The organism is Ochrobactrum sp. Q0168 (assembly GCF_016427605.1).
Taxonomy (GTDB): Bacteria; Pseudomonadota; Alphaproteobacteria; order Rhizobiales; family Rhizobiaceae; genus Brucella.
Genome location: NZ_JAELXQ010000001.1, coordinates 382,355 through 401,814 on the forward strand (window position 1 = coordinate 382,355; position 19,460 = coordinate 401,814).

The following is a 19,460-nucleotide window of genomic DNA, read 5'->3' on the forward strand; positions in this document are numbered from 1 at the left end:
AAGGATGGAAGCTATGCTCCAGTCGGTTCTAGACGCAATCGGTAACACGCCATTGATTCGTCTCAAGAAGGCTTCCGAGATCACCGGCTGCGAGATTTACGGCAAGGCTGAATTTCTCAATCCGGGACAATCGGTCAAGGACCGCGCGGCGCTTTACATTATCCGTGATGCCGAAAAGCGCGGCCTGCTTCGTCCGGGTGGCGTGATTGTCGAGGGAACGGCGGGCAATACGGGCATTGGCCTGACCCTTGTTGCGAAGGCGCTCGGCTATCGCACGGTCATCGTCATTCCCGAAACGCAGAGCCAGGAAAAGAAGGACGCGCTGCGTCTGCTCGGTGCGGAACTGATCGAGGTTCCAGCCGCGCCTTATCGTAATCCCAACAACTATGTGCGCCTGTCTGGCCGCTTGGCCGAACAGCTTGCCAAAACCGAACCGAATGGCGCGATCTGGGCCAACCAGTTCGATAATCCGATCAATCGTCAGGCGCATATCGAAACCACCGCGCCGGAAATCTGGCGCGATACCCATGGCAAGGTCGATGGTTTCGTGGCGGCTGTCGGATCGGGCGGCACGCTTGTCGGAACGGCCTTCGGCCTGAAGGAACATAATCGCGATATCAAAATAGGGCTCGCCGATCCCTATGGCGCAGCACTCTATTCCTATTACACGACCGGCGAATTGAAAGCCGAGGGCGATTCGATCACCGAAGGGATCGGGCAGGGACGAATCACGGCCAATCTGGAAGGGTTCACGCCTGATTTTTCCTACCGCATTTCGGATGCAGATGCGCTCGATGTCGTGTTCGATCTGGTGGAGAATGAGGGGCTTTGCCTCGGCGGTTCATCCGGCATCAACATCGCCGGTGCGATCCGGCTTGCAAAAGATCTCGGTCCGGGCCACACAATTGTGACGGTGCTTTGCGACTATGGTAATCGTTACCAGTCGAAAATGTTCAATCCATCCTTCCTGCGCGGCAAGAACTTGCCGGTGCCAGGCTGGCTGGAAACCAAAACCGAGATAGACATACCGTTCGAGGAATAAAACAATGGCCTATGAGACCGATGCGCTTTTCCGTGAAGATTCCTATCTTTCAACGGCGGAGGGCAAGGTTCTCGCCATGACCGAAACCGGCGGTATTATTCTGGACCAGACGAATTTCTACGCCACCTCCGGCGGACAGCCGGGGGATATCGGCTTTTTCGAGCGCGCCGATGGATCGCGGATCGAGATTGCAGCGACCGTTACCGGCGAAAACAAGAATGAAATCGTTCATGTGCCAGCCGAAGGGCAGTCAGCGCCGACGGTCGGTGAAACGCTTGTCCTGCATATCGATTGGCCGCGTCGTTACAAGCTGATGCGCATGCACACCGCTTGCCATCTTTTGTCGGTCGCCTGTCCGTTCCCGATCACCGGTGCAGCAGTCGGCGAAGATGAAAGCCGTGTCGATTTCGATCTACCTGATCCGACCTATACGAAGGAATTCGTGACCGAAAAGATCATGGAGCTGGTTAAAGCCAACGACCCTGTTTCGATCAACTGGATCAGCGATGAAGAGTTCCTCGCCAACCCCGATATCGTGAAATCGAAGAATGTCCGCCCGCCTGTCGGGCTCGGACGCATCCGGCTCGTCGCCATTGGTGAAAATGGCGCGGTGGATTCCCAGCCATGCGGCGGCACTCATGTGTCCGAAACGCAGGAAGTAGGCGAAATCCATATCGGCAAGATCGAGAAAAAGGGCAAGGAAAACCGCCGTTTTCGTATTCGCTTCGGTGCTTTGCCAGAAGCGTGAGCATTCAGGAGTATTATTATGGGTGAGAAAAGCGCATTCGTCGTTTCGCGCGACTGGTTGAAGGAGCGGCTTGAAAAGCCCGGCATCGCAATTGTGGATGCGTCTTGGTATCTGCCAGCGGCGGGGCGCAATGGACTGGAAGAGTATCATGCGGCGCATATTCCGGGCGCGGTCTTCTTCGATCAGGACGTGATCGCCGACAAGGATTCTGGCCTGCCGCACACCTTGCCGTCGCCGGAACTCTTCGCACAGCATGTCGGTGCGATGGGCATCACTGCCGATGAGACGATCATCGTCTATGACGGTCCGGGCATGTTTGCAGCGCCCCGCGTTTGGTGGATGTTCCGCGTCATGGGCGTCAAGAACGTGTTTGTTCTCGACGGCGGTTTCGATGGCTGGAAGGCAGCTGGCTACCCCGTAACCGACGAGCCGACGAAGATTGCGGCCACGCTTTTTACGCCTGATTTTGACGCAGCAGGCGTTGTCGATTTCGCGGAAATGCGGGAAATCGTTGACGAACGCCGTTCACAGATCGCCGATGCGCGCGCGGCAGGACGTTTTACCGGTCAGGAAGCCGAACCGCGCGCAGGAATGCGTTCCGGTCACATGCCGGGTGCGCGTAATGTTCCCGTGGGTACGTTGTCGGAGAATGGCGAACTGAAAGACCTGGACAGTCTGCGCGCAATTTTTGACAAGGCTGGTGTCGATCTCGCCAAACCTGTCGTCACAAGTTGCGGTTCGGGCGTCACGGCGGCGGTCATCATGCTGGCGCTGGCGTCGCTCGGGCATGAGGATAACCGGCTCTATGACGGTTCATGGAGCGAATGGGGCAGCAGGCAGGATACGCCGGTGGTGACAGGCGAAGCCGACTGATCATGGTCGAAAAGCTGAAAGCTCGAATTACGCATCTGGAGATGCAGACGCGACCGGCGATTTCTGTGCCGGTTCCCTCCGGTGTGCGGCTGGCCATCATGCGGGCCAGCGGCATGCCGGTGCATTTCTATCGCTATCTTTACGAGCAGGTAGGGCGGCGGCATCACTGGATGATGCGCCGCATGCAGAGCGATGTGGAAGTGGCCAGCATTATCCACGCGGAGACGAGTGAAATCCATGTGCTTTACGCGGATGGCAATCCAGCTGGTTTTGTAGAGCTCGACCTGACGGCTATACCGGAAACAGCGGAGATCCTGTATTTTGGCCTGATGGCCGATTTTCAGGGGCGGGGACTTGGCCGGTTCTTCCTGAGCGAAGCCATTTCTGCCGCCTGGGCTCATGGCCCCCAGAAAGTCACCATCCATACCAACACGCTCGACAGTCCGCGCGCATTGCAACTCTACCAGAAGATGGGGTTTGTTGCAGTCAGTTGGTCGGAGGAAGAAGTCACGCCGTGGGTGGACTAACCATTTAAGGCTAGCTCCGCGCTCTTTCGCGGCCATTGTTGATTGAAACAACAGAAGCGCTCGCCAGTCGGGCGCTTTCTTCATCAAGCACCACGCAATTGCGTCCGCGCTGCTTGGCCATATAAAGGCAGCGGTCGGCACGGCTCATCACTTGCGAATTTGTCTCGGTTTTTGGAGCCGACGCCACGCCGATGCTGATCGTCAGCGGATAGACCTGATATTCTGTTGAATGAAAGGGCGTGCCTTCCACTTCGGTGCGGATGCGTTGCGCCACGCGCATACCGGTTTCACTGCTGGCGCCCGGCAGGAAGACGCAGAATTCCTCGCCGCCGATCCGCCCAACCAGATCACCTTTGCGCGTTACGTTTTGCAGGGCGAAGGCGATCAGCTTCAAAGCGCGGTCCCCGGCGCTGTGGCCGAATGTATCGTTGATGGCTTTGAAGTGGTCGGCGTCGATCACCATTAATACGCCTGTTTCAATGCGTGAGCGGCTGACTTTCATGGCATCGAACAGGGCTTCGCGGTTGAGCAATCCCGTCATATGGTCGATGCGTGAGCGCGCTTGCAGCTCAATATGTGTTCTTTCGAGCTGGGCGTAGGCATCTTTCAGCCTGTTATGCTGCCGGAAAATATAGGCGAGCGACGGAAAGGCCGTGGCGAATGGAATACCAGAGCTCAGCGCCAGCGCCAGTATACCCGGCCTTTCGCCAGAGAGAACGGCAAGGGTCCAGGTGAGGGCGACAGAAAACAGCACAACAGAAAGGGTTATCACTCCTGCTTTCCATAAGGCTGCCTTCATTTCCTTGCTCCCCGTCCCCGGATCAGGATTATTTATTTGTCGCTCGAAACCTTACGTTTAAGGGAGCAATTGACTGGACGGCTTATAAGAGCATCTGCTCGTCAGGAAAAGATGCCAAAAGTCATGGGTGCAACTTTTTCACGAACCGTTTCATGAAAGACACAATTTAGGGTTTCAAAACCTAGAGCTGATCAAGACAAAAATCAAAAAAGAGCGGGGGATATATCGGGATTTTCGAATAATCTAACCGAATAATGTAATGGCTAACATAAGGGAAGGACCGAGACAACCATAGAGTAGTTTCAGCGAAAGTTGAATCGCCGGAGCGGCCCTAATGTTTTGCTTTTCACGCAGGCGACGGAGACGAGCTTTTCGAAGCGCGCGGATGGCCAGGACGCTTCGAATGAACTCGTCTCATCACTAGTGTTGACTTACGATAAGTGCATTACTTGGGAGATTTTGGGTGTGAATTGAAAGGGTAATAGTCGTCAGAAGACAGCGAGATACTTCAGTAGTGAGATGATGCCGATAATGATCACGATAACCTGAGCGATCTGCTTCACCTTCGCATCCAGCGGCAGCATGTTGATGAGATAAAGCACAAGGAAGATAACAAGAATTGTTATCAGAAGGCCGATGAGGATTGACATAGCTGTTCTGACCCTTACTGGAACGGCGCTGTTGTTCTCACTGTCTGACCGCCGCTCCTCCTGGACGCCAGACTGAACGTTACACGAAAAGACTGGTGCACGAGTCCAATCCTTTCGCAGCATTCTCGTTTCCCATTGGAAAACGATATGCCGGATAACGTTTCGACGTGGAGAAAGTTCCGCTCAAACCGCGAGCGGGTACAGGGCGAGGGGGACCGGATTTGGAAATCGGGTCCCCGATGGGGATACTTATCCAAGCTTCATGGTGCCGCTTTGACGACGGCGTGAATGCCAGCTGAAAGCTTCTTCCAGAAGGTGCGGCGTGTGACCGCCACGAGCGCAGGCGCGCTCGAAATAATCATTGAGCAGATCGCGATAATCCGGATGCGCGCAATTGTCGATGATGACGCGGGCGCGCTCGCGCGGTGCAAGGCCGCGCAGGTCGGCAAGACCCTGCTCGGTTACCAGAATATCGACGTCGTGTTCGGTGTGATCCACATGGCTGACCATCGGCACAATGGAGGAGATGGCGCCACTCTTGGCTTCAGACTTGCTGACGAAAATGGATATATAGGCATTGCGTGCGAAATCACCAGAGCCGCCAATACCATTCATCATATGCGTGCCATCGACATGGGTGGAATTCACATTGCCATAAATATCAAACTCAAGCGCCGTGTTAATGCCGATAATACCGAGACGGCGGATGACTTCGGGGTGGTTGCTGATTTCCTGCGGACGCAGAATCAGCTTGTCGCGATAGCGGTCGATATTGTTGAAGACGCGCTCGCCGACTGCCGGGCTGAGCGTGATCGACGCGCCGGAGGCGTAGTCCAGTTTTCCGGCATCGAAAAGCTCGAACGTGCTGTCCTGCAGCACTTCGCTATACATGCGCAGATTGTGGAAAGGGCTGTCGACAAAGCCGTTGAGGACCGCATTTGCAATGGTGCCAATACCGGCCTGCAGCGGGTTCAGCGTCAGATCAAGACGACCATGCGCCACTTCGTCTTTCAGGAAATCGATCAGGTGGCCGGCAATGGCAATCGTTTCGCTGTCGGCTGGCTCGACCGTAGAGGCGCTGTCATTTTCCTGGGTGATGACGATACCGGCGATCTTCTCGACCGGGATCGGAATATAGGGCAGGCCGACACGGCTGTCGCAGGCCGTAACCGGGATAGGATCGCGGGTAGGGCGCTTGGTCGGGATATAAATATCGTGCAGACCTTCCAGCGCCATTGGCTGGTTGAGATTGACCTCGACGATCACCTTGTCGGCCAGAATGGCGAAGCTTGCCGAATTGCCGACAGAGGTGGTGGGGATGATGCCGCCGCTTTCGGTGATCGCCAGAGCTTCCACAACGGCATAGTCGATCGGACCGATCTGGTTGGAACGCAACTGCTCAACTGTCTCAGACAAATGCTGATCGATGAACATGACCTCGCCGCGATTGATAGCGGAACGCAGGGTGCGGTCGACTTGAAACGGCATACGGCGCGCAAGAACATGCGCTTCCGTCAGGATTTTGTCGACGTCGTGTCCGAGCGAGGCGCCGGTAATCAGCGTGATCTGAAAAGGATCGGTTGCCGCACGCGCGGCCATGGCGACCGGAACAGCCTTGGCGTCACCGGCGCGGGTAAAGCCGCTCATGCCGACGATCATGCCATCCTTAATGAGGCTAGCTGCCTGCTCAGGCGTGATGATCTTCTCTCGCAGCGAAGCGTTTCGAATACGTGCTTCCAACATCTATAACTCTACCTTCTATCCCATCCAGCCAGCGGGCCGGGAGTGCCCGTTCAATATGCGCTATGACCGAAAATGCCGGTCAGGAACGCGAGCGCTGGAACCCATGTCGGGTCATACAACATGTATAAGATGATTACATGCTGCTTTGGTCTTAGTCCGTTCAGGGCTCCGTACACTTTTTACTCATTCTCATGATGCAGGCAGTGGGGGAATGATTTTAATCAAGCGTCGAATTTGTCAATCACGCAAGAGATCAAAGGCCCGACCAGTCACGACCTAAGCGTCGGTCCGATCAGGTTTTTCGCATTCGTTATCTTAATATAATTAGATATTACTTATATTGATTAAAAATAAAACAAATATAGTTGCAATATACATTTCAATCCATCATATTAAATTGACAACAGGGTGGGGGATATGAATATATTATTATATAATTTATATTATCGACTAATATCCATTCTCTTTTTCGTTTTGTTTCTGTTGACGATTTGCGCAAATGCTTATGCGCAAGGGCCGTCACAAGCCCCAAAGCCTGTGCAGGTTGGCGTGTATGTCAGCGAACCTTTCGTCAACAATGAGGGCAGTAGGCAGAACATCGCCGCACGCCTGAATATTGCATCGCATTATGTGGAATTTCAGAACTACGGCGCGCTGATGAAGGCGGTTTCGGAAGGCACAGTCGATGCAGCCGTTACCAATCTGACCATCACCGAAAGCCGGGCTGAGGTCGCCGATTTTACCTATCCATGGTTTGATGCCGGTCTGCGTATCATGGTGCATACCCAGGCCGGAACCGGATGGGATGACCTTATCGGACGCCTCGACCGCGCTGGCCATCTGACCACCTATGGCTGGATTCTGGGCATTCTGCTTGCGGCAACGGTGCTTCTGACACTGTTCGACAGACGCTTTGATGAGAGCTTTCCAAAGCGCTGGCGAGAAGGGTTGGCAGAGAGCTTCCATCACGTGGTTTCGATTGCGACTTCCGGCAAAACCTCACGCAAAAATCTGTTTGGGTGGATTGGGCGTATCTGGCAAACCTTCTGGATGGTCTTCGGTATCGCCATCATTGCCTATGTCACATCATCGATCACCAGCGTGATGACCTTGGCGCATATCGACAACAGGGTATCGAACCTGAGCGACCTCCAGAGAAAATCCGTCGGGGTGCGAACCGGAAGCGTTGCAGAACAGTTTCTGAAATCACGATCCATCGCCACGGTTTCGTTCGATCATTTGCCGGAAGCTGTTGCAGCGCTCGTGAATGACGAGATCGCAGCAATCGTCGCTGATGGTCCTGTGCTCGAATATTACATGCATCAGCATATTGATCAGCCGCTTGATCTAGCCGGTGGTTCATTCAGCCCAGACAAATATGGATTTGCATTTCCGCGTCACAGCGAACTAGTCCAGCCCGCCAGCGTGGCTATCATCAGTCTGCATGAAAGCGAGGAGATCGCGAAGCTCAGGACCAAATATCTCGGCGAGGCGAAGTGAGCGAGGGCACGAAGCGCTTATGGCTTCTTACGTTTCGAAGTGAACGATATGCCGTCGGCATCATGCTCATACCGCCGGTCAGATCCGTATCGCCATCGTGGGACGGTCGCACTTCAAGCTAGAACCCACCCCGGCTATATATATGGATCACATAAGATAGATTATGGAACAATCCTGCAAGCATCCGGATCGCCGCCAAGTGCAGTTAGGCGATAAACCCTGAAACAGATGTTTGCGCCAATAATGGCTCAATGAGCGCGGTTTAGGTAAACCGCGCTGCGCCGAAATGTCAGCGACGTCGTGCGACGTAAAGATGTCCGGGAACCGGCGATCCTTGTTCGCTGCGCACGGTGATGTTTTCACAGCGGATGCAGTCCATGCCGTGCGCATCCAGCATTGCCGTCACGTATGATTTGGCATGCGCGAAACGCTGATAATCACCGACCATAAACGCCCGGCCCGCGAAGCGCGTGTCGTCCTGCGTTTCACTTGAGAAGCCAAAATAGCCGTCCGGCTCGAGCTGCGTCGCCACGCCAGCAAAGAAACGGTCCAGCTCACCCATGTAAGGCAGCACATCCGTCGCCACGATCAGGTCCCAATTGTCCTCGGCAGTAGTTTCCAGAAAGCGCACAGCTTCGCCGACAAACAGCGCGTCGTAATCGCCTTTTTCAAAAGCGACTTCGATCATGTTTTCAGAAATATCGACGCCCGTCTTGTGCGTCGCCATATCATCGAGCGCATCGGCGGAAAGGCCCGTGCCGCAACCAAGATCAAGCATACGATCACGATGAAACTCGTCATCGATCTCCAGCAATATTTCGCGCAATTGCAGCGGCACGTCATAGCCAAGCTGGTCCACCAGAATCGTGTCGAACATTTCCGCGTGCTGGTCGAACAACGTCGCCACATAAGCATCGGGCGCCTTCAGCGGAACAGCGCCGCGTCCCATGCTGGCAAGGCGCACTGCCGCGCCGCCATGATCGTCGGGGTCGATGGCCAGAACTTCTTCATAGGCTTTCGCAGCGCCGTCGAAATCGCCAGCCTTTTCAAGCGCAAGCGCACGATCATAGGCTTCCGCCAGAGCGTCCTCATCGAAGGATTTGTCGTCAGTCTGCGCCATTGCCTTATGCCTTTTCAAAGTCTGTATTCGTTCGGGCAGCTTATTTATGATCGGCCAATTTTCGCGCAATCACCGCGCAAGCCATGAGCTGAATCTGATGAAACAGCATCAATGGTAGCACAATACTACCCACATTGGCGCTCGCGAAAATGGCGCTTGCCATCGGTGCACCACTGGCAAGGCTCTTCTTGGAACCGCAAAACATGATGGTAATGCAATCGGCGCGATTAAAGCCCAGTCGCTTGCTGCCGTACCAGGTAATCAGCAGGACGGCAATCAGCAGCACGATGTTGACGCCGACCATCATCACCAGATCATCCAATGAGACGGATTTCCAAAGGCCTTCCACGATGGCTTCGCTGAAAGCCAGATAGACGACCATCAGGATGGAACCGCGATCCACAAAGCTGAGCGGCTTGCTGTTGCGCCGCATGAAATTGCCGATCCAGGGTTGCAGGATTTGCCCAAGAACGAAGGGCAGCAGCAATTGCAGCAAAATAGCTTCGAAAGCATCGAGCGAGATACCGCCTCCCCCGCTCTGCACCGCGAATAGCAGCCCCACCAGCAGCGGCGTCAGAAACATGCCGAAAATATTAGAGGCAGAAGCCGAGACAATCGCGGCAGACACATTGCCGCCCGCCATCGATGTGAAAGCGATGGATGATTGGACCGTCGAAGGCAGAACGCAAATGTAGAGAATGCCGGTATAGAAGGCCGATTGTGCGAGACCCGGAATAACCCAGCCCGCGGCAAGTCCGAGGATCGGAAACAATACAAAGGTCGACAGGAAGACAGCCAGATGCAGCCTCCAATGCGTGATGCCCGAAATGACCGCTTCACGCGAGAGCCGTGCGCCATGCAGGAAGAACAGAAGGCCGACGGCAACCTTTGTCGCCATGCCGAACCATTCCGCGAATTCGCCTTGCACCGGAAACACCGACGCCAGCAAGATCGTGGCAATCAGCATCGACGTGAATTTATCCGGCAGGAAACGCATTCTTTCGTCCAATCGTCTTCGGTGCGCCTTGGGAAACAGCCCGGCGCCGTGTCGCGTCCATGAAACATGGAAGATGTTCGGGGAGACAGGCCCTGTTTTGCAGGGCCGTTTAATAAACGCATCGGACCTGTTTTCAATCCATGACGATTCGAAAACAGGCCCGTTTGCTTCACTTTTACGGGATGTGACTGCGATTAACTGGTGGCTGCCTGTTTATTCGTAGCCATTTGGGTTCTTCGACTGCCAGTTCCACATATCCTGGCACATCTCACGCAGATTCTTCTCAGCGGACCAGCCAAGGAAGTTATTGGCAAAGGATGGATCGGCATAGCATTCAGCAACATCACCAGGACGTCGCGGCGCGATCTCGTAATGGATCTGGCGGTTGGAAACATGTTCGAACGCCTTGACGACATCGAGAACGCTATAGCCCTGCCCCGTGCCAAGATTAACGGCGAAGCATTTTGGTTCATCCAACTTTTTCAGCGCTTTAAGATGCCCAGCGGCCAAATCAACCACGTGGATATAATCACGAACGCCCGTGCCATCCGGCGTCGCATAATCATTGCCCCAGATGTTGAGCTTTTCACGGCGTCCCGTCGCAACCTGCGCGATGATCGGCATCAGATTGTTCGGTATGCCTTTCGGATCTTCGCCAATCAGGCCGCTTTCATGCGCGCCGACAGGGTTGAAGTAGCGCAGAATGGCAATCTTCCAGCTGTTGTCGCTGTTATAGAGATCGCGCAGCATTTCTTCGATGATGAGTTTGGTGCGACCATAAGGATTTGTCGCAGAAAGCTGCTGATCTTCGGTGATCGGGAGCTTTTGCGGATCGCCGTATACGGTGGCGGATGAGGAGAATACCAGCGTTTTGACGCCGGTTGCTTCCATCGCCTGCAACAGCCGCAGCGTGCCCAGCACGTTGCAGTCATAGTAATGCAGCGGCTTTTCGCTTGATTCCCCGACAGCCTTCAGGCCCGCGAAGTGGATCACCGCTGTGCATTTGTGGCGCGTGATGATCTGTTCAAGAAGTGCGCGATCACGAATGTCCCCCGGTTCGCGAATGGGCGCGCGTCCGGTAATTTTTTCGATCCGATGAAGGGCTTCCGGGTTACTGTTGTCAAAATTATCGACCACGACCACTTCATGGCCTGCCTCGATCAGTTGAACGCAGGTATGAGAGCCGATATAGCCGGCGCCACCAGTCACAAGAATTGTCATCGATCAAGTATCCACTTGTTGAACATGCCGCCCCGATGTGCGATCCCGAGCCGACTATGCAAAATCGGCAACGGACTTCAAGCCGTTCCAGATGATTCTTTGGGAGCAACTGGCAACGGTATTAACGAAGTTCGATGGAGCGCAGATGACCCCTTCCCGCAATATCGACCGCCTGCTTGAAATTATGGCCGCCCTTCGCGATCCGGAAACCGGCTGCCCCTGGGATGTGGAGCAGAACTTCCGCTCGATCATGCCATATACGCTGGAAGAAGCCTATGAAGTTCTCGACGCCATCGAGCGCGACGATATGGACGATCTGCGCGAGGAATTGGGCGATCTTCTGCTGCAGGTGGTTTTCCATGCGCGGATGGCCGAAGAGCAAGGCAGTTTCGATTTCGGCAACGTGGTAGAGGCGATTACCCATAAGATGATCCGCCGTCACCCGCATGTCTTTGGAGATGAGGACGCCCGTCGCGTTGGCATGGCCAAGGGCTCGTGGAACCGGATCAAGGCGGAAGAAAAGGCGGAGCGCGCGGAACGACGCGCTAATCTCGGGCTCGACACGCATGAGAATAACGGTTTTCTCGACGATATTCCAACCAACTTCCCTGCCCTGGTTCGTGCGCTGAAACTGCAGCAGAAAGCGGCAAAAGTCGGCTTTGACTGGTCGGAAGCAGCGCCAATTCTCGATAAGATTTCCGAAGAGACAGCCGAGCTGAAGGAAGCAATGGCCGCGCAGAACAAGGCCAATATTGCGGAAGAATATGGCGACCTGCTGTTCGCCATGGTCAATCTTGGCCGTCACCTCGATATTGACGCTGAAACGGCGCTGATTGCCGCCAATGACAAATTCAAGCGGCGCTTCCATTTCATCGAGAAGACGCTGGATGAGGCCGGAAGCGATCTCGATTCAGCAAGCCTCGAAGAAATGGAAGAAATCTGGACAGATGCCAAGAAAAAGGGGCTCTAACCCCTCCCTACTTATCGGTCCATTTCGGCCGAAACATCTGATAGACACTCTCTGTCGTGGCGTAATCCATATAGCCGAGACGCGTCACGGGTTTGACCTTCGCTATATCGACCAGACCGTCCGTCAGAATGCTTTCATCGATATGAACGCCGACGACTTCACCGATAACCATGTAATTGTCGGTCGGCTGGCCTTCCTTATCCTGTAATCGCCTGATGTCGACAGCGACACATTCCAGCGACGCATAAGCCTCTTTCACACGCGGAGCAGCGATGATTTCCGACGGCGCGCGGGTCAATCCGGCATAATCGAACTCGCTGGTGCCGCGCGGCGCATCCACGGACGAGGCGTTCATATGCGTCTTGAGGTGGTCACTCACCAGATTGGTGGTGAACTCACCGGTTTCCTCGATGAAAGTCACGCTGTCCTTGATGCCGCTTGATGAAAACATCACCATGGGTGGCGTGTCGCAGATCGCATTGAAGAAAGAATACGGAGCGAGATTGACCGCTCCGTCCTTCGAGCATGTGCCGATCCAGCCGATCGGGCGCGGTGCGACAATGGCCTTGAAGGGGTTATGGGGTAGAGGATGCCCCTCTTTTGGCTCATAAAACATAGCTATTTCCTTGTATTAGGAAATGATATTAAAGCTATACATTATTCCGCCCATGGGCCGGAATAATCCGAAACGATCTTGTCCATATCGGCGCGAGGACGTTCCGGCATCTTGTTTTCTGCGGTCCCCATATGAACAAAACCGGCCACGCGTTCATTCGGAGCAAGACCAAGATATGCGCGCGATGGTGTATCGTCTGAATACCAGTTTGTAATCCAGTTGGTCGCATAGCCGAGCGCATTGGCGGCAATGCAGAGGTTCATCGCGACGGCACCAGCCGACAGGAACTGCTCCCATTGCGGAATTCGCTCATGCGCCACGGGCGACGACACGATGCCGATAACGAGCGGCGCGCGCGAAAAACGGTTCAATTCCTGTTCCTTGCGGCTTTCGGACAATGGGCCTTCGCGCTCTTCGGCGCGCTTGGCCAGAAACTCCCCTACCCGTTTGCGAGCATCGCCACGGTAGAGAATGAAGCGCCAGGGCGTCAGGCGGCCATGATCGGGAACGCGGGCTGCGACCTTGAGCAGTTCAGCCAGTTCTTCGCCCTCAGGTGCCGGAGCGCCAATTGCGGAAATCGGCGTGGAACTACGCTGAGCTAGAAAATCGAACACCGGATGCGCCACGGAAAACCTCACGACTGGACCTTGCTAAAACCTGAATTGCAACTCTTCTTTTCAAAGTGCCGTCTCTTCTCGCCCGTCGCAAGGGCGGTGTAAAGTCAAAATTCGGGCAAAGCGCGGTGTGGCAACGGCTAAAAAATGCCGGTGTCATTCGCGATTTGGCCTTGAATTCGACACCGGCATAGGCTCAAAAAAGCTATGTCGGTTTTCAAACTTCTGCCTTGCTTTCAAATATCCCGTTACTTTCGCGGCGAAGGACTCGCTGTCGCGTTGCTGGCCGTTCTGTCGGGTGCGCCTGCAGGGGCGCAGGGCCTTGACCCTGCCGCCGAGGCAAGCAGTGGATTGAACCTTCCCGAACCTGCGCTTAATCTACCGACGCTCAGCCCCTATGCGTCGCCGACGAGCCCGGAAAACAATCCGCTGGTGAAAACCACCGAGCTGGACCTCAAAGCGCGCCTCATTGAGGATGGCAGCGACATACCGACAGGACTGGTCTGGCGCGTTTTTTCACCCAATGTCGGGCCGGACGGGCAATTGCCGCTGATCGCCAGCGCACAGGGCGGTAGCGCCGCGTTCAATCTGCCGGAGGGAAGCTACCTCGTGCACGTTGCCTATGGGCGCGCCGGCGCCACCAAGCGCATCACCCTTGGCAACAATGCCCGGCACGAGCTGATGATGCTGGATGCCGGAGGAATGAAGCTAAGTGCGGTCCTGCCCGATAAGGGCAAGATCAACGAAGATCTGCTGCGGTTCTCGATCTATGCCGATGAGGACAATAGCGAGCGTTCGCTGATCGTCCCGGATGTGAAGCCTAATGCGATTATCCGGCTCAACAGCGGCACTTATCATGTTGTCTCGAATTATGGCTCCGCCAACGCCATTATCCGCGCTGATATTCGTGTCGAAGCAGGCAAGCTCACCGAAGCGACGGTCGAGCATCGTGCTGCAGAAGTGACCTTGAAGCTGGTGCGCGAACATGGCGGCGAAGCGCTGGCCGACACTTCCTGGTCTGTTCTCAATGCTTCCGGCGACGTGGTGCGCGAAAGTGTGGGCGCTTATTCGTCGCTGGTTCTGATCGAAGGCGATTATGTCGCCGTGGCCAAAAACAAGGATCGCATCTATCAGCGAGACTTCAAGGTTTCTTCCGGGAAGAATGAAGAAGTCGAAGTCATTGCCAACAAGGAATTCGAGGCATCTGACGACAGCCTCGATTGAGATAACAATTGCTCTTAAACAGAAAAGACCGCGCCTCGGCGCGGTCTTTTTGTTTGGAACACGGCTCTTTTTATCTGCAGCCGTTCTTGAGGCGGATCAAATCCGGAGGGGTTGCCTCTTCAACAAGACGGGCAATCGCCTCATCGCGTGTCATCGGTTCCTGATCACGCGAGCCGAAGCGGCGCATATTGACCGTCTGTTCTTCCGCTTCACGCTTGCCGCAGACGAGAATGACCGGAACCTTCTGGAGCGAATGTTCACGAACTTTGTAGTTGATCTTCTCGTTGCGCAGATCAGTGACAACCTGCAAACCGGCGGCCTTCAGCTTGGCAGCCGTTTCGACGGCATAATCGTCGGCGTCCGAAGTGATCGTCGTCACCACGACCTGAACCGGCGCAAACCAGAGCGGCATGTGACCGGCAAAGTTTTCGATCAGAATGCCGAGGAAACGTTCCATGGAGCCGCAGATGGCGCGATGGATCATGACCGGCTGGCGCTTTTCCGATTCATTGTCGATGTAGAAGGCGCCAAAACGTTCCGGCAGGTTGAAATCGACCTGTGTGGTGCCGCATTGCCATTCACGGCCGATGGCGTCCTTCAGCGTATATTCGAACTTCGGTCCGTAGAAAGCACCCTCGCCCGGCAGGATACCGGTCTTGATATCGTTTGACTGCGCCTGAATTTCTTCAAGAACCTTCATCATCACGCTTTCAGCGCGATCCCAAAGTTCGTCCGAACCGACGCGCTTCTCAGGGCGGGTCGAGAGCTTGATTGTGATCCCTTCAAAGCCGAAATCCTTATAGACCGACAAAATGAGATCGTTGATGCGCAGGCATTCCGCCGCCATCTGCTCTTCGGTGCAGAAGATATGCGCATCGTCCTGCGTGAAGCCGCGCACGCGCATCAGGCCGTGCAGAGCGCCCGACGGTTCATAGCGATGCACATTGCCGAACTCGGCGAGCTTGATCGGCAGATCGCGGTAAGACTTGAGGCCGTGCTTGAAAATCTGCACGTGGCCAGGGCAGTTCATCGGCTTCAATGCAAAGACGCGGTCGTCGTCGGTGTCGTCACCGGCAACCGTTACCTTGAACATGTTGTCGCGATACCAGCCCCAGTGGCCAGAGGTCTCCCAAAGCGACTTGTCCAGCACCTGCGGCGCGTTGACTTCCTGATAGCCGTGGCTATCGAGGCGACGACGCATATAGCTCACCAGATTCTGGAACATTTTCCAGCCCTTGGCGTGCCAGAACACGACTCCCGGTCCTTCTTCCTGGAAATGGAACAAGTCCATTTCGCGACCAAGGCGACGGTGATCGCGCTTTTCGGCCTCTTCAAGCATATGCAGATAGGCCTGAAGGTCGTTGTCATTGGCGAAAGCGGTGCCGTAGATGCGCGTCAGCATCGGATTGTTGGAATCACCGCGCCAATAGGCCCCGGCAACCTTCATCAGCTTGAAGGAATTGCCGATCTGGCCGGTGGAAGCCATATGCGGACCACGGCAAAGATCGAACCAGTCACCCTGGTAATAGATTTTGAGGTCCTGTCCTTCTGGAATGGCGTCGACGAGTTCGACCTTATAGGCTTCGCCCTTGTCGGCAAAAACCTGCTTGGCCTTGTCGCGCGACCAGATTTCCTTGGTGAAGGGCTTGTTGCGCTGAATGATCTCGCGCATCTTCTTTTCGATCACCGGCAAATCGTCCGGGGTGAACGGTTCATTACGCGCAAAGTCGTAATAGAAGCCGTTTTCGATGACGGGGCCAATGGTAACCTGCGTACCCGGGAAAAGCTCCTGAACGGCCTCTGCCAGAACGTGCGCCGTATCGTGACGGATCAGTTCAAGCGCGCGCGGGTCTTCGCGGGTGAGAATCTCGATCTTGCCGGAAGCGCCAAGCGGATCGGAAAGATCGCGCACGGTACCGTCGACGGCATAGGCCACTGCCTTTTTTGCGAGAGATTTGGAGATTGATTCCGCGAGTGCAGCGCCGGTGGTCGACGCATCATAGTCCCGTACGGAACCATCGGGGAATTGCATGGAAACGGTATTCGACATTCTATTCGTCCTTATCCAGTCCCGCCAACGATTGCGGGTGGTTCATGATCATGCGTTGTCAGTATTGTGAGGCTTCTAGTATTTTTTGTCCGGCCAGTAAAGCGCGACATCCCGACAGGGCTATTTGTCGGGATGTAAAAACAAACGGTAAATGGGATGTCAGCCCTTGATGGGCAAGCAGTCGATAAGCTGCTTCTTGAGCTTGGCGCAGGCCTTCTCAGCGGAAGCGGAATCCTTGAACCCGCCGAACCAGACGCGATAGACCTTGCGGCGCTTGCCGTCCGGCGAAATCTCGCCCTTCAAACCACGAGCAACCTGATCCACTGCGGGGCGCAGCTTTTCCTGAAGTTCGGTAGCTCCAGCACGCGTCGGTGTTGCAGCAAGCTGGATACGCCAGGCTGCGCCTGCCGATGCCACGAGATAGCCGCCATCGCCCTGCTCGATCTGGGAATCGTCGATCAGGTCGGCAACCGAATCCTTCTTCGGGGTTTCTTTCGGCGATGGTGCAAAAGCGACCGGTTTTGCCATAGCCACAGCCGTCCCCTCGCCGTTCGCATTGCCATAGCGGGTCAGAAGCTTGGCCATCTGACCGTCGCGCTCGCCTGCCGATCCGGCGCCCAGTACCACACCTACAAGATGCTTGCCGCCAATAATGGCGGACGAAACGAGATTATAGCCGGATACGTTCGTATAGCCGGTCTTGATGCCATCGACCCCGCCATAGCGGTACATCAGATTGTTGTGGCCGTTATAAACCCGTCCGCGATAGGTAAAGGAGCGCTGGGAGAACAGTGCATATTGTTCAGGGAAATCGCGACGCAGCGCCATGCCGAGCACAGCCATGTCGCGCGCGGTAGTGAGCTGGGTCATGTTGGCCGTCAGCCCCGATGGATTGACGAAAAAGGTGCTCTTCATGCCGATCTGGCGCGCGCGCTGCGTCATCAGGCGGCCGAACCCCGCTTCCGATCCGGCGATATACTCACCCATCACGGTCGCCGCATCATTTGCCGAAATGATGATCATTGCATTGACAGCATCGCGCACGGAAATGGTCTGGTCCGGCTTGAGCCAGAGCTTCATGCGCACCTTCGCAGCAGCATTTTTCGAGACCGGCATCTCGTCGTCCCAATGGAGGCGACCTGTCTTGAGTGCTTCGAAGGTGATGTAAAGCGTCATCATTTTGGCGAGCGACGCCGGTGCGCGCTGGAAGTTGGCGTCGTCCTGGCCGAGAATCCGGTTATTGTCCGCGTCGAACACGACCCACGAGGGCTTGGCCATTGCAGCGGAACCATAAAAAAGAGTGGCTCCAAACGCTACGGAAGCAACGAAACGTGCGATACGGGACGACGATGTCAGCATGGTGGCTCGCGGGATATGGAATTGCTAGCTGGATGTGCAGGCAAATTGCGGCCTGAAAAAGACCATAACGATGCCTCAATTCTTATTCCCTAAGAAACATTGATATCGTTAATGAATTCTAAGCATCATGCAAAAAATATGGGTATTTATTGGTGGGGCGCGGAGCAGCGCCAGTAACGCCAGGGCAGATACCATTTTAGCTCACCCGACAATTCCCGCGGCACGGGATCAAAACCATGCGTGCCGAAGGGGCCGCAGCGCATGACCCTGAAAAGCCCCATCCAGCCGCCGCGCCACAGGCCATGACGCGCGATCGCCTCATAGGCATATTCGGAACAGGTAGGCATATGGCGGCAGGAGTTTCCGATCAGCGACGATAGGGTCAACTGATAGAACCGGACGAATGCCGTGCCAAACACCCTGCCCGGCGTCTTGCGCCATCGGTCGGTGAAGTTGCGGCTGTAACGCTTTTCTTGAGGCGGCGTATCGGCCGTGTGGTCTTTGCCGCAGGAGCACATGGGGTCAGGCGGCCTTGGCTTTGTCTTCGATCTGGCGAATGCAATCGACCACGGCATCGAAGGTCAAAAGGGTGGATGCATGGCGGGCTTTGTAGTCGCGTACCGGCTCGAAATATTTGAGGTCTTCGAATCGCCCTTCCGGTGCGGGGCCGTTTTCTTTGAGCATGGCATACATCGCGTCGCGAACAGCTTTCAACTCATGGGACGTTGCGCCGATGACATTGCGCGCCATGACGGATGAGGATGCCTGCCCCAGCGCACAGGCCTTCACCTCATGCGCAAAATCGGTCACCACGCCATCCGCCATCTTGAGATAGACCGTGACCGTCGAGCCGCACAGTTTCGAATGCATCGTGGCGACAGCGTCCGGCTCGGACAGCCGACCGATGCGCTCCATGTTGCCCGCGAACTCCAGGATGCGCTTGTTGTAGATGTCATCGATCATGTGCGTAAGCCTTCCGCCTGATATGCTGGCCATGCAGCCTGTCTTAAATGGTGTCAGCAGTCAGGAACTTCAAATTCATAGAGTGCGCCAGACGAACAAGATAGAGCTGATTTTCGAGTTCCGCCTCTGCCGCTTTCATTGCGCCGAAATGATACGAATTTCAAAACCTTGATACCAGCCGGAGAAAAAACAAAAAAATGTTTTTTTATATGAGTTTGAAGTTGCAATTTACTCCCTATATATTAGGCAAGTAATGCCTGCACTTTGGATGGCGCTGGAACGTTGAACTTTGAACTATTGTTGAAGGTTCTGACAGTCTGTTTTAGGGCATGATAACATACCAAAAAGCCTTTGTGTTTTTAGGTATCATGTTTTAGCACAGTGCCATGGTGGTGGCATGAAACCTGTCCGGTGCGCTTAAGCCACCGGATCAATACATCGCCC

The 19,460-nt window shown here is 55.0% G+C and carries 19 protein-coding genes; 7 read left to right on the forward strand and 12 right to left on the reverse strand.

Annotated elements, in window-relative coordinates:
* Positions 1 to 13: 13 nt before the first annotated feature.
* From JAU75_RS01875 to JAU75_RS01890, 4 genes are read left to right on the forward strand one after another with little or no spacing between them, the layout of a single operon-like run.
* Positions 14 to 1,042, forward strand: a complete 1,029-nt coding sequence (locus JAU75_RS01875) for a cysteine synthase A (protein WP_199054124.1) — start codon at positions 14 to 16, stop codon at positions 1,040 to 1,042.
* A 4-nt stretch (positions 1,043 to 1,046) separates the two neighbouring features.
* Positions 1,047 to 1,790: an alanyl-tRNA editing protein gene (locus JAU75_RS01880; protein ID WP_199054126.1), complete on the forward strand. Its 744-nt coding sequence runs from the start codon at positions 1,047 to 1,049 to the stop codon at positions 1,788 to 1,790.
* A gap of 18 nt (positions 1,791 to 1,808) precedes the next feature.
* Positions 1,809 to 2,663, forward strand: a complete 855-nt coding sequence (gene sseA / locus JAU75_RS01885) for a 3-mercaptopyruvate sulfurtransferase (protein WP_199054128.1) — start codon at positions 1,809 to 1,811, stop codon at positions 2,661 to 2,663.
* A gap of 2 nt (positions 2,664 to 2,665) precedes the next feature.
* Complete coding sequence (locus tag JAU75_RS01890; protein ID WP_199054130.1) at positions 2,666 to 3,190, forward strand: GNAT family N-acetyltransferase; 525 nt, start codon at positions 2,666 to 2,668, stop codon at positions 3,188 to 3,190.
* 10 nt (positions 3,191 to 3,200) lie between these two features.
* Here the strand turns inward: JAU75_RS01890 and JAU75_RS01895 are convergent, their stop codons facing one another.
* From JAU75_RS01895 to JAU75_RS01905, 3 genes are all read right to left on the reverse strand, one after another.
* Complete coding sequence (locus JAU75_RS01895; protein WP_199054132.1) at positions 3,201 to 3,989, reverse strand: GGDEF domain-containing protein; 789 nt, start codon at positions 3,987 to 3,989, stop codon at positions 3,201 to 3,203.
* A gap of 488 nt (positions 3,990 to 4,477) precedes the next feature.
* On the reverse strand, positions 4,478 to 4,639 hold the full coding sequence (locus JAU75_RS01900) for a Thivi_2564 family membrane protein (RefSeq protein WP_167836030.1): 162 nt from the start codon (positions 4,637 to 4,639) through the stop codon (positions 4,478 to 4,480).
* 249 nt (positions 4,640 to 4,888) lie between these two features.
* Entirely contained in the window at positions 4,889 to 6,382 is a 1,494-nt protein-coding gene (locus JAU75_RS01905; protein WP_199054134.1) for an acetyl-CoA hydrolase/transferase family protein, read from the reverse strand.
* A gap of 549 nt (positions 6,383 to 6,931) precedes the next feature.
* Between JAU75_RS01905 and JAU75_RS01910 the strand changes: the two genes are divergently transcribed.
* Positions 6,932 to 7,882: a transporter substrate-binding domain-containing protein gene (locus JAU75_RS01910; protein ID WP_371836097.1), complete on the forward strand. Its 951-nt coding sequence runs from the start codon at positions 6,932 to 6,934 to the stop codon at positions 7,880 to 7,882.
* Positions 7,883 to 8,171: 289 nt separating this feature from the next.
* Here JAU75_RS01910 and JAU75_RS01915 read toward each other — a convergent pair whose 3' ends face one another.
* The 3 genes from JAU75_RS01915 to galE all read right to left on the reverse strand — a co-directional run bounded on the left by JAU75_RS01915 (position 8,172) and on the right by galE (position 11,220).
* Positions 8,172 to 9,002 carry a methyltransferase domain-containing protein gene (locus JAU75_RS01915; RefSeq protein ID WP_199054138.1) on the reverse strand — a complete coding sequence of 277 codons (831 nt, stop codon included), beginning with the start codon at positions 9,000 to 9,002 and terminating at the stop codon, positions 8,172 to 8,174.
* A 40-nt stretch (positions 9,003 to 9,042) separates the two neighbouring features.
* Entirely contained in the window at positions 9,043 to 9,999 is a 957-nt protein-coding gene (locus JAU75_RS01920; protein WP_199054140.1) for a bile acid:sodium symporter family protein, read from the reverse strand.
* 213 nt (positions 10,000 to 10,212) lie between these two features.
* Complete coding sequence (galE, locus tag JAU75_RS01925) at positions 10,213 to 11,220, reverse strand: UDP-glucose 4-epimerase GalE (RefSeq protein ID WP_199054142.1); 1,008 nt, start codon at positions 11,218 to 11,220, stop codon at positions 10,213 to 10,215.
* Positions 11,221 to 11,365: 145 nt separating this feature from the next.
* On the opposite strand from galE, the gene mazG reads away from it, so the two are divergent.
* Positions 11,366 to 12,190 (forward strand): nucleoside triphosphate pyrophosphohydrolase, encoded by an 825-nt coding sequence (gene mazG, locus JAU75_RS01930; protein ID WP_199054144.1) that lies wholly within the window; start codon positions 11,366 to 11,368, stop codon positions 12,188 to 12,190.
* Positions 12,191 to 12,197: 7 nt separating this feature from the next.
* On the opposite strand, the gene JAU75_RS01935 is transcribed toward mazG, so the two are convergent.
* Positions 12,198 to 12,806, reverse strand: coding sequence for a flavin reductase family protein (locus JAU75_RS01935; protein ID WP_199054146.1), 609 nt, complete (start codon positions 12,804 to 12,806; stop codon positions 12,198 to 12,200).
* Positions 12,807 to 12,847: 41 nt separating this feature from the next.
* Positions 12,848 to 13,432 (reverse strand): nitroreductase, encoded by a 585-nt coding sequence (locus JAU75_RS01940; protein WP_199054892.1) that lies wholly within the window; start codon positions 13,430 to 13,432, stop codon positions 12,848 to 12,850.
* A 195-nt stretch (positions 13,433 to 13,627) separates the two neighbouring features.
* Between JAU75_RS01940 and JAU75_RS01945 the strand changes: the two genes are divergently transcribed.
* The gene (locus JAU75_RS01945; RefSeq protein WP_247880356.1) at positions 13,628 to 14,644 is read left to right on the forward strand and encodes a hypothetical protein; all 1,017 of its coding nucleotides are present in this window, start codon (positions 13,628 to 13,630) and stop codon (positions 14,642 to 14,644) included.
* 70 nt (positions 14,645 to 14,714) lie between these two features.
* Here the strand turns inward: JAU75_RS01945 and thrS are convergent, their stop codons facing one another.
* The 4 genes from thrS to JAU75_RS01965 form a co-directional block, all read right to left on the reverse strand.
* Positions 14,715 to 16,694 (reverse strand): threonine--tRNA ligase, encoded by a 1,980-nt coding sequence (thrS, locus tag JAU75_RS01950; RefSeq protein ID WP_199054148.1) that lies wholly within the window; start codon positions 16,692 to 16,694, stop codon positions 14,715 to 14,717.
* Between the two features lie 159 nt (positions 16,695 to 16,853).
* Positions 16,854 to 18,053 (reverse strand): D-alanyl-D-alanine carboxypeptidase, encoded by a 1,200-nt coding sequence (locus JAU75_RS01955; RefSeq protein ID WP_199054150.1) that lies wholly within the window; start codon positions 18,051 to 18,053, stop codon positions 16,854 to 16,856.
* 146 nt (positions 18,054 to 18,199) lie between these two features.
* A complete protein-coding gene (gene yidD, locus JAU75_RS01960; protein ID WP_199054152.1) occupies positions 18,200 to 18,571 on the reverse strand; it encodes a membrane protein insertion efficiency factor YidD in 372 nt (123 codons plus the stop codon).
* 4 nt (positions 18,572 to 18,575) lie between these two features.
* A complete protein-coding gene (locus JAU75_RS01965) occupies positions 18,576 to 19,016 on the reverse strand; it encodes an iron-sulfur cluster assembly scaffold protein (RefSeq protein ID WP_199054153.1) in 441 nt (146 codons plus the stop codon).
* Positions 19,017 to 19,460 lie beyond the last annotated feature (444 nt).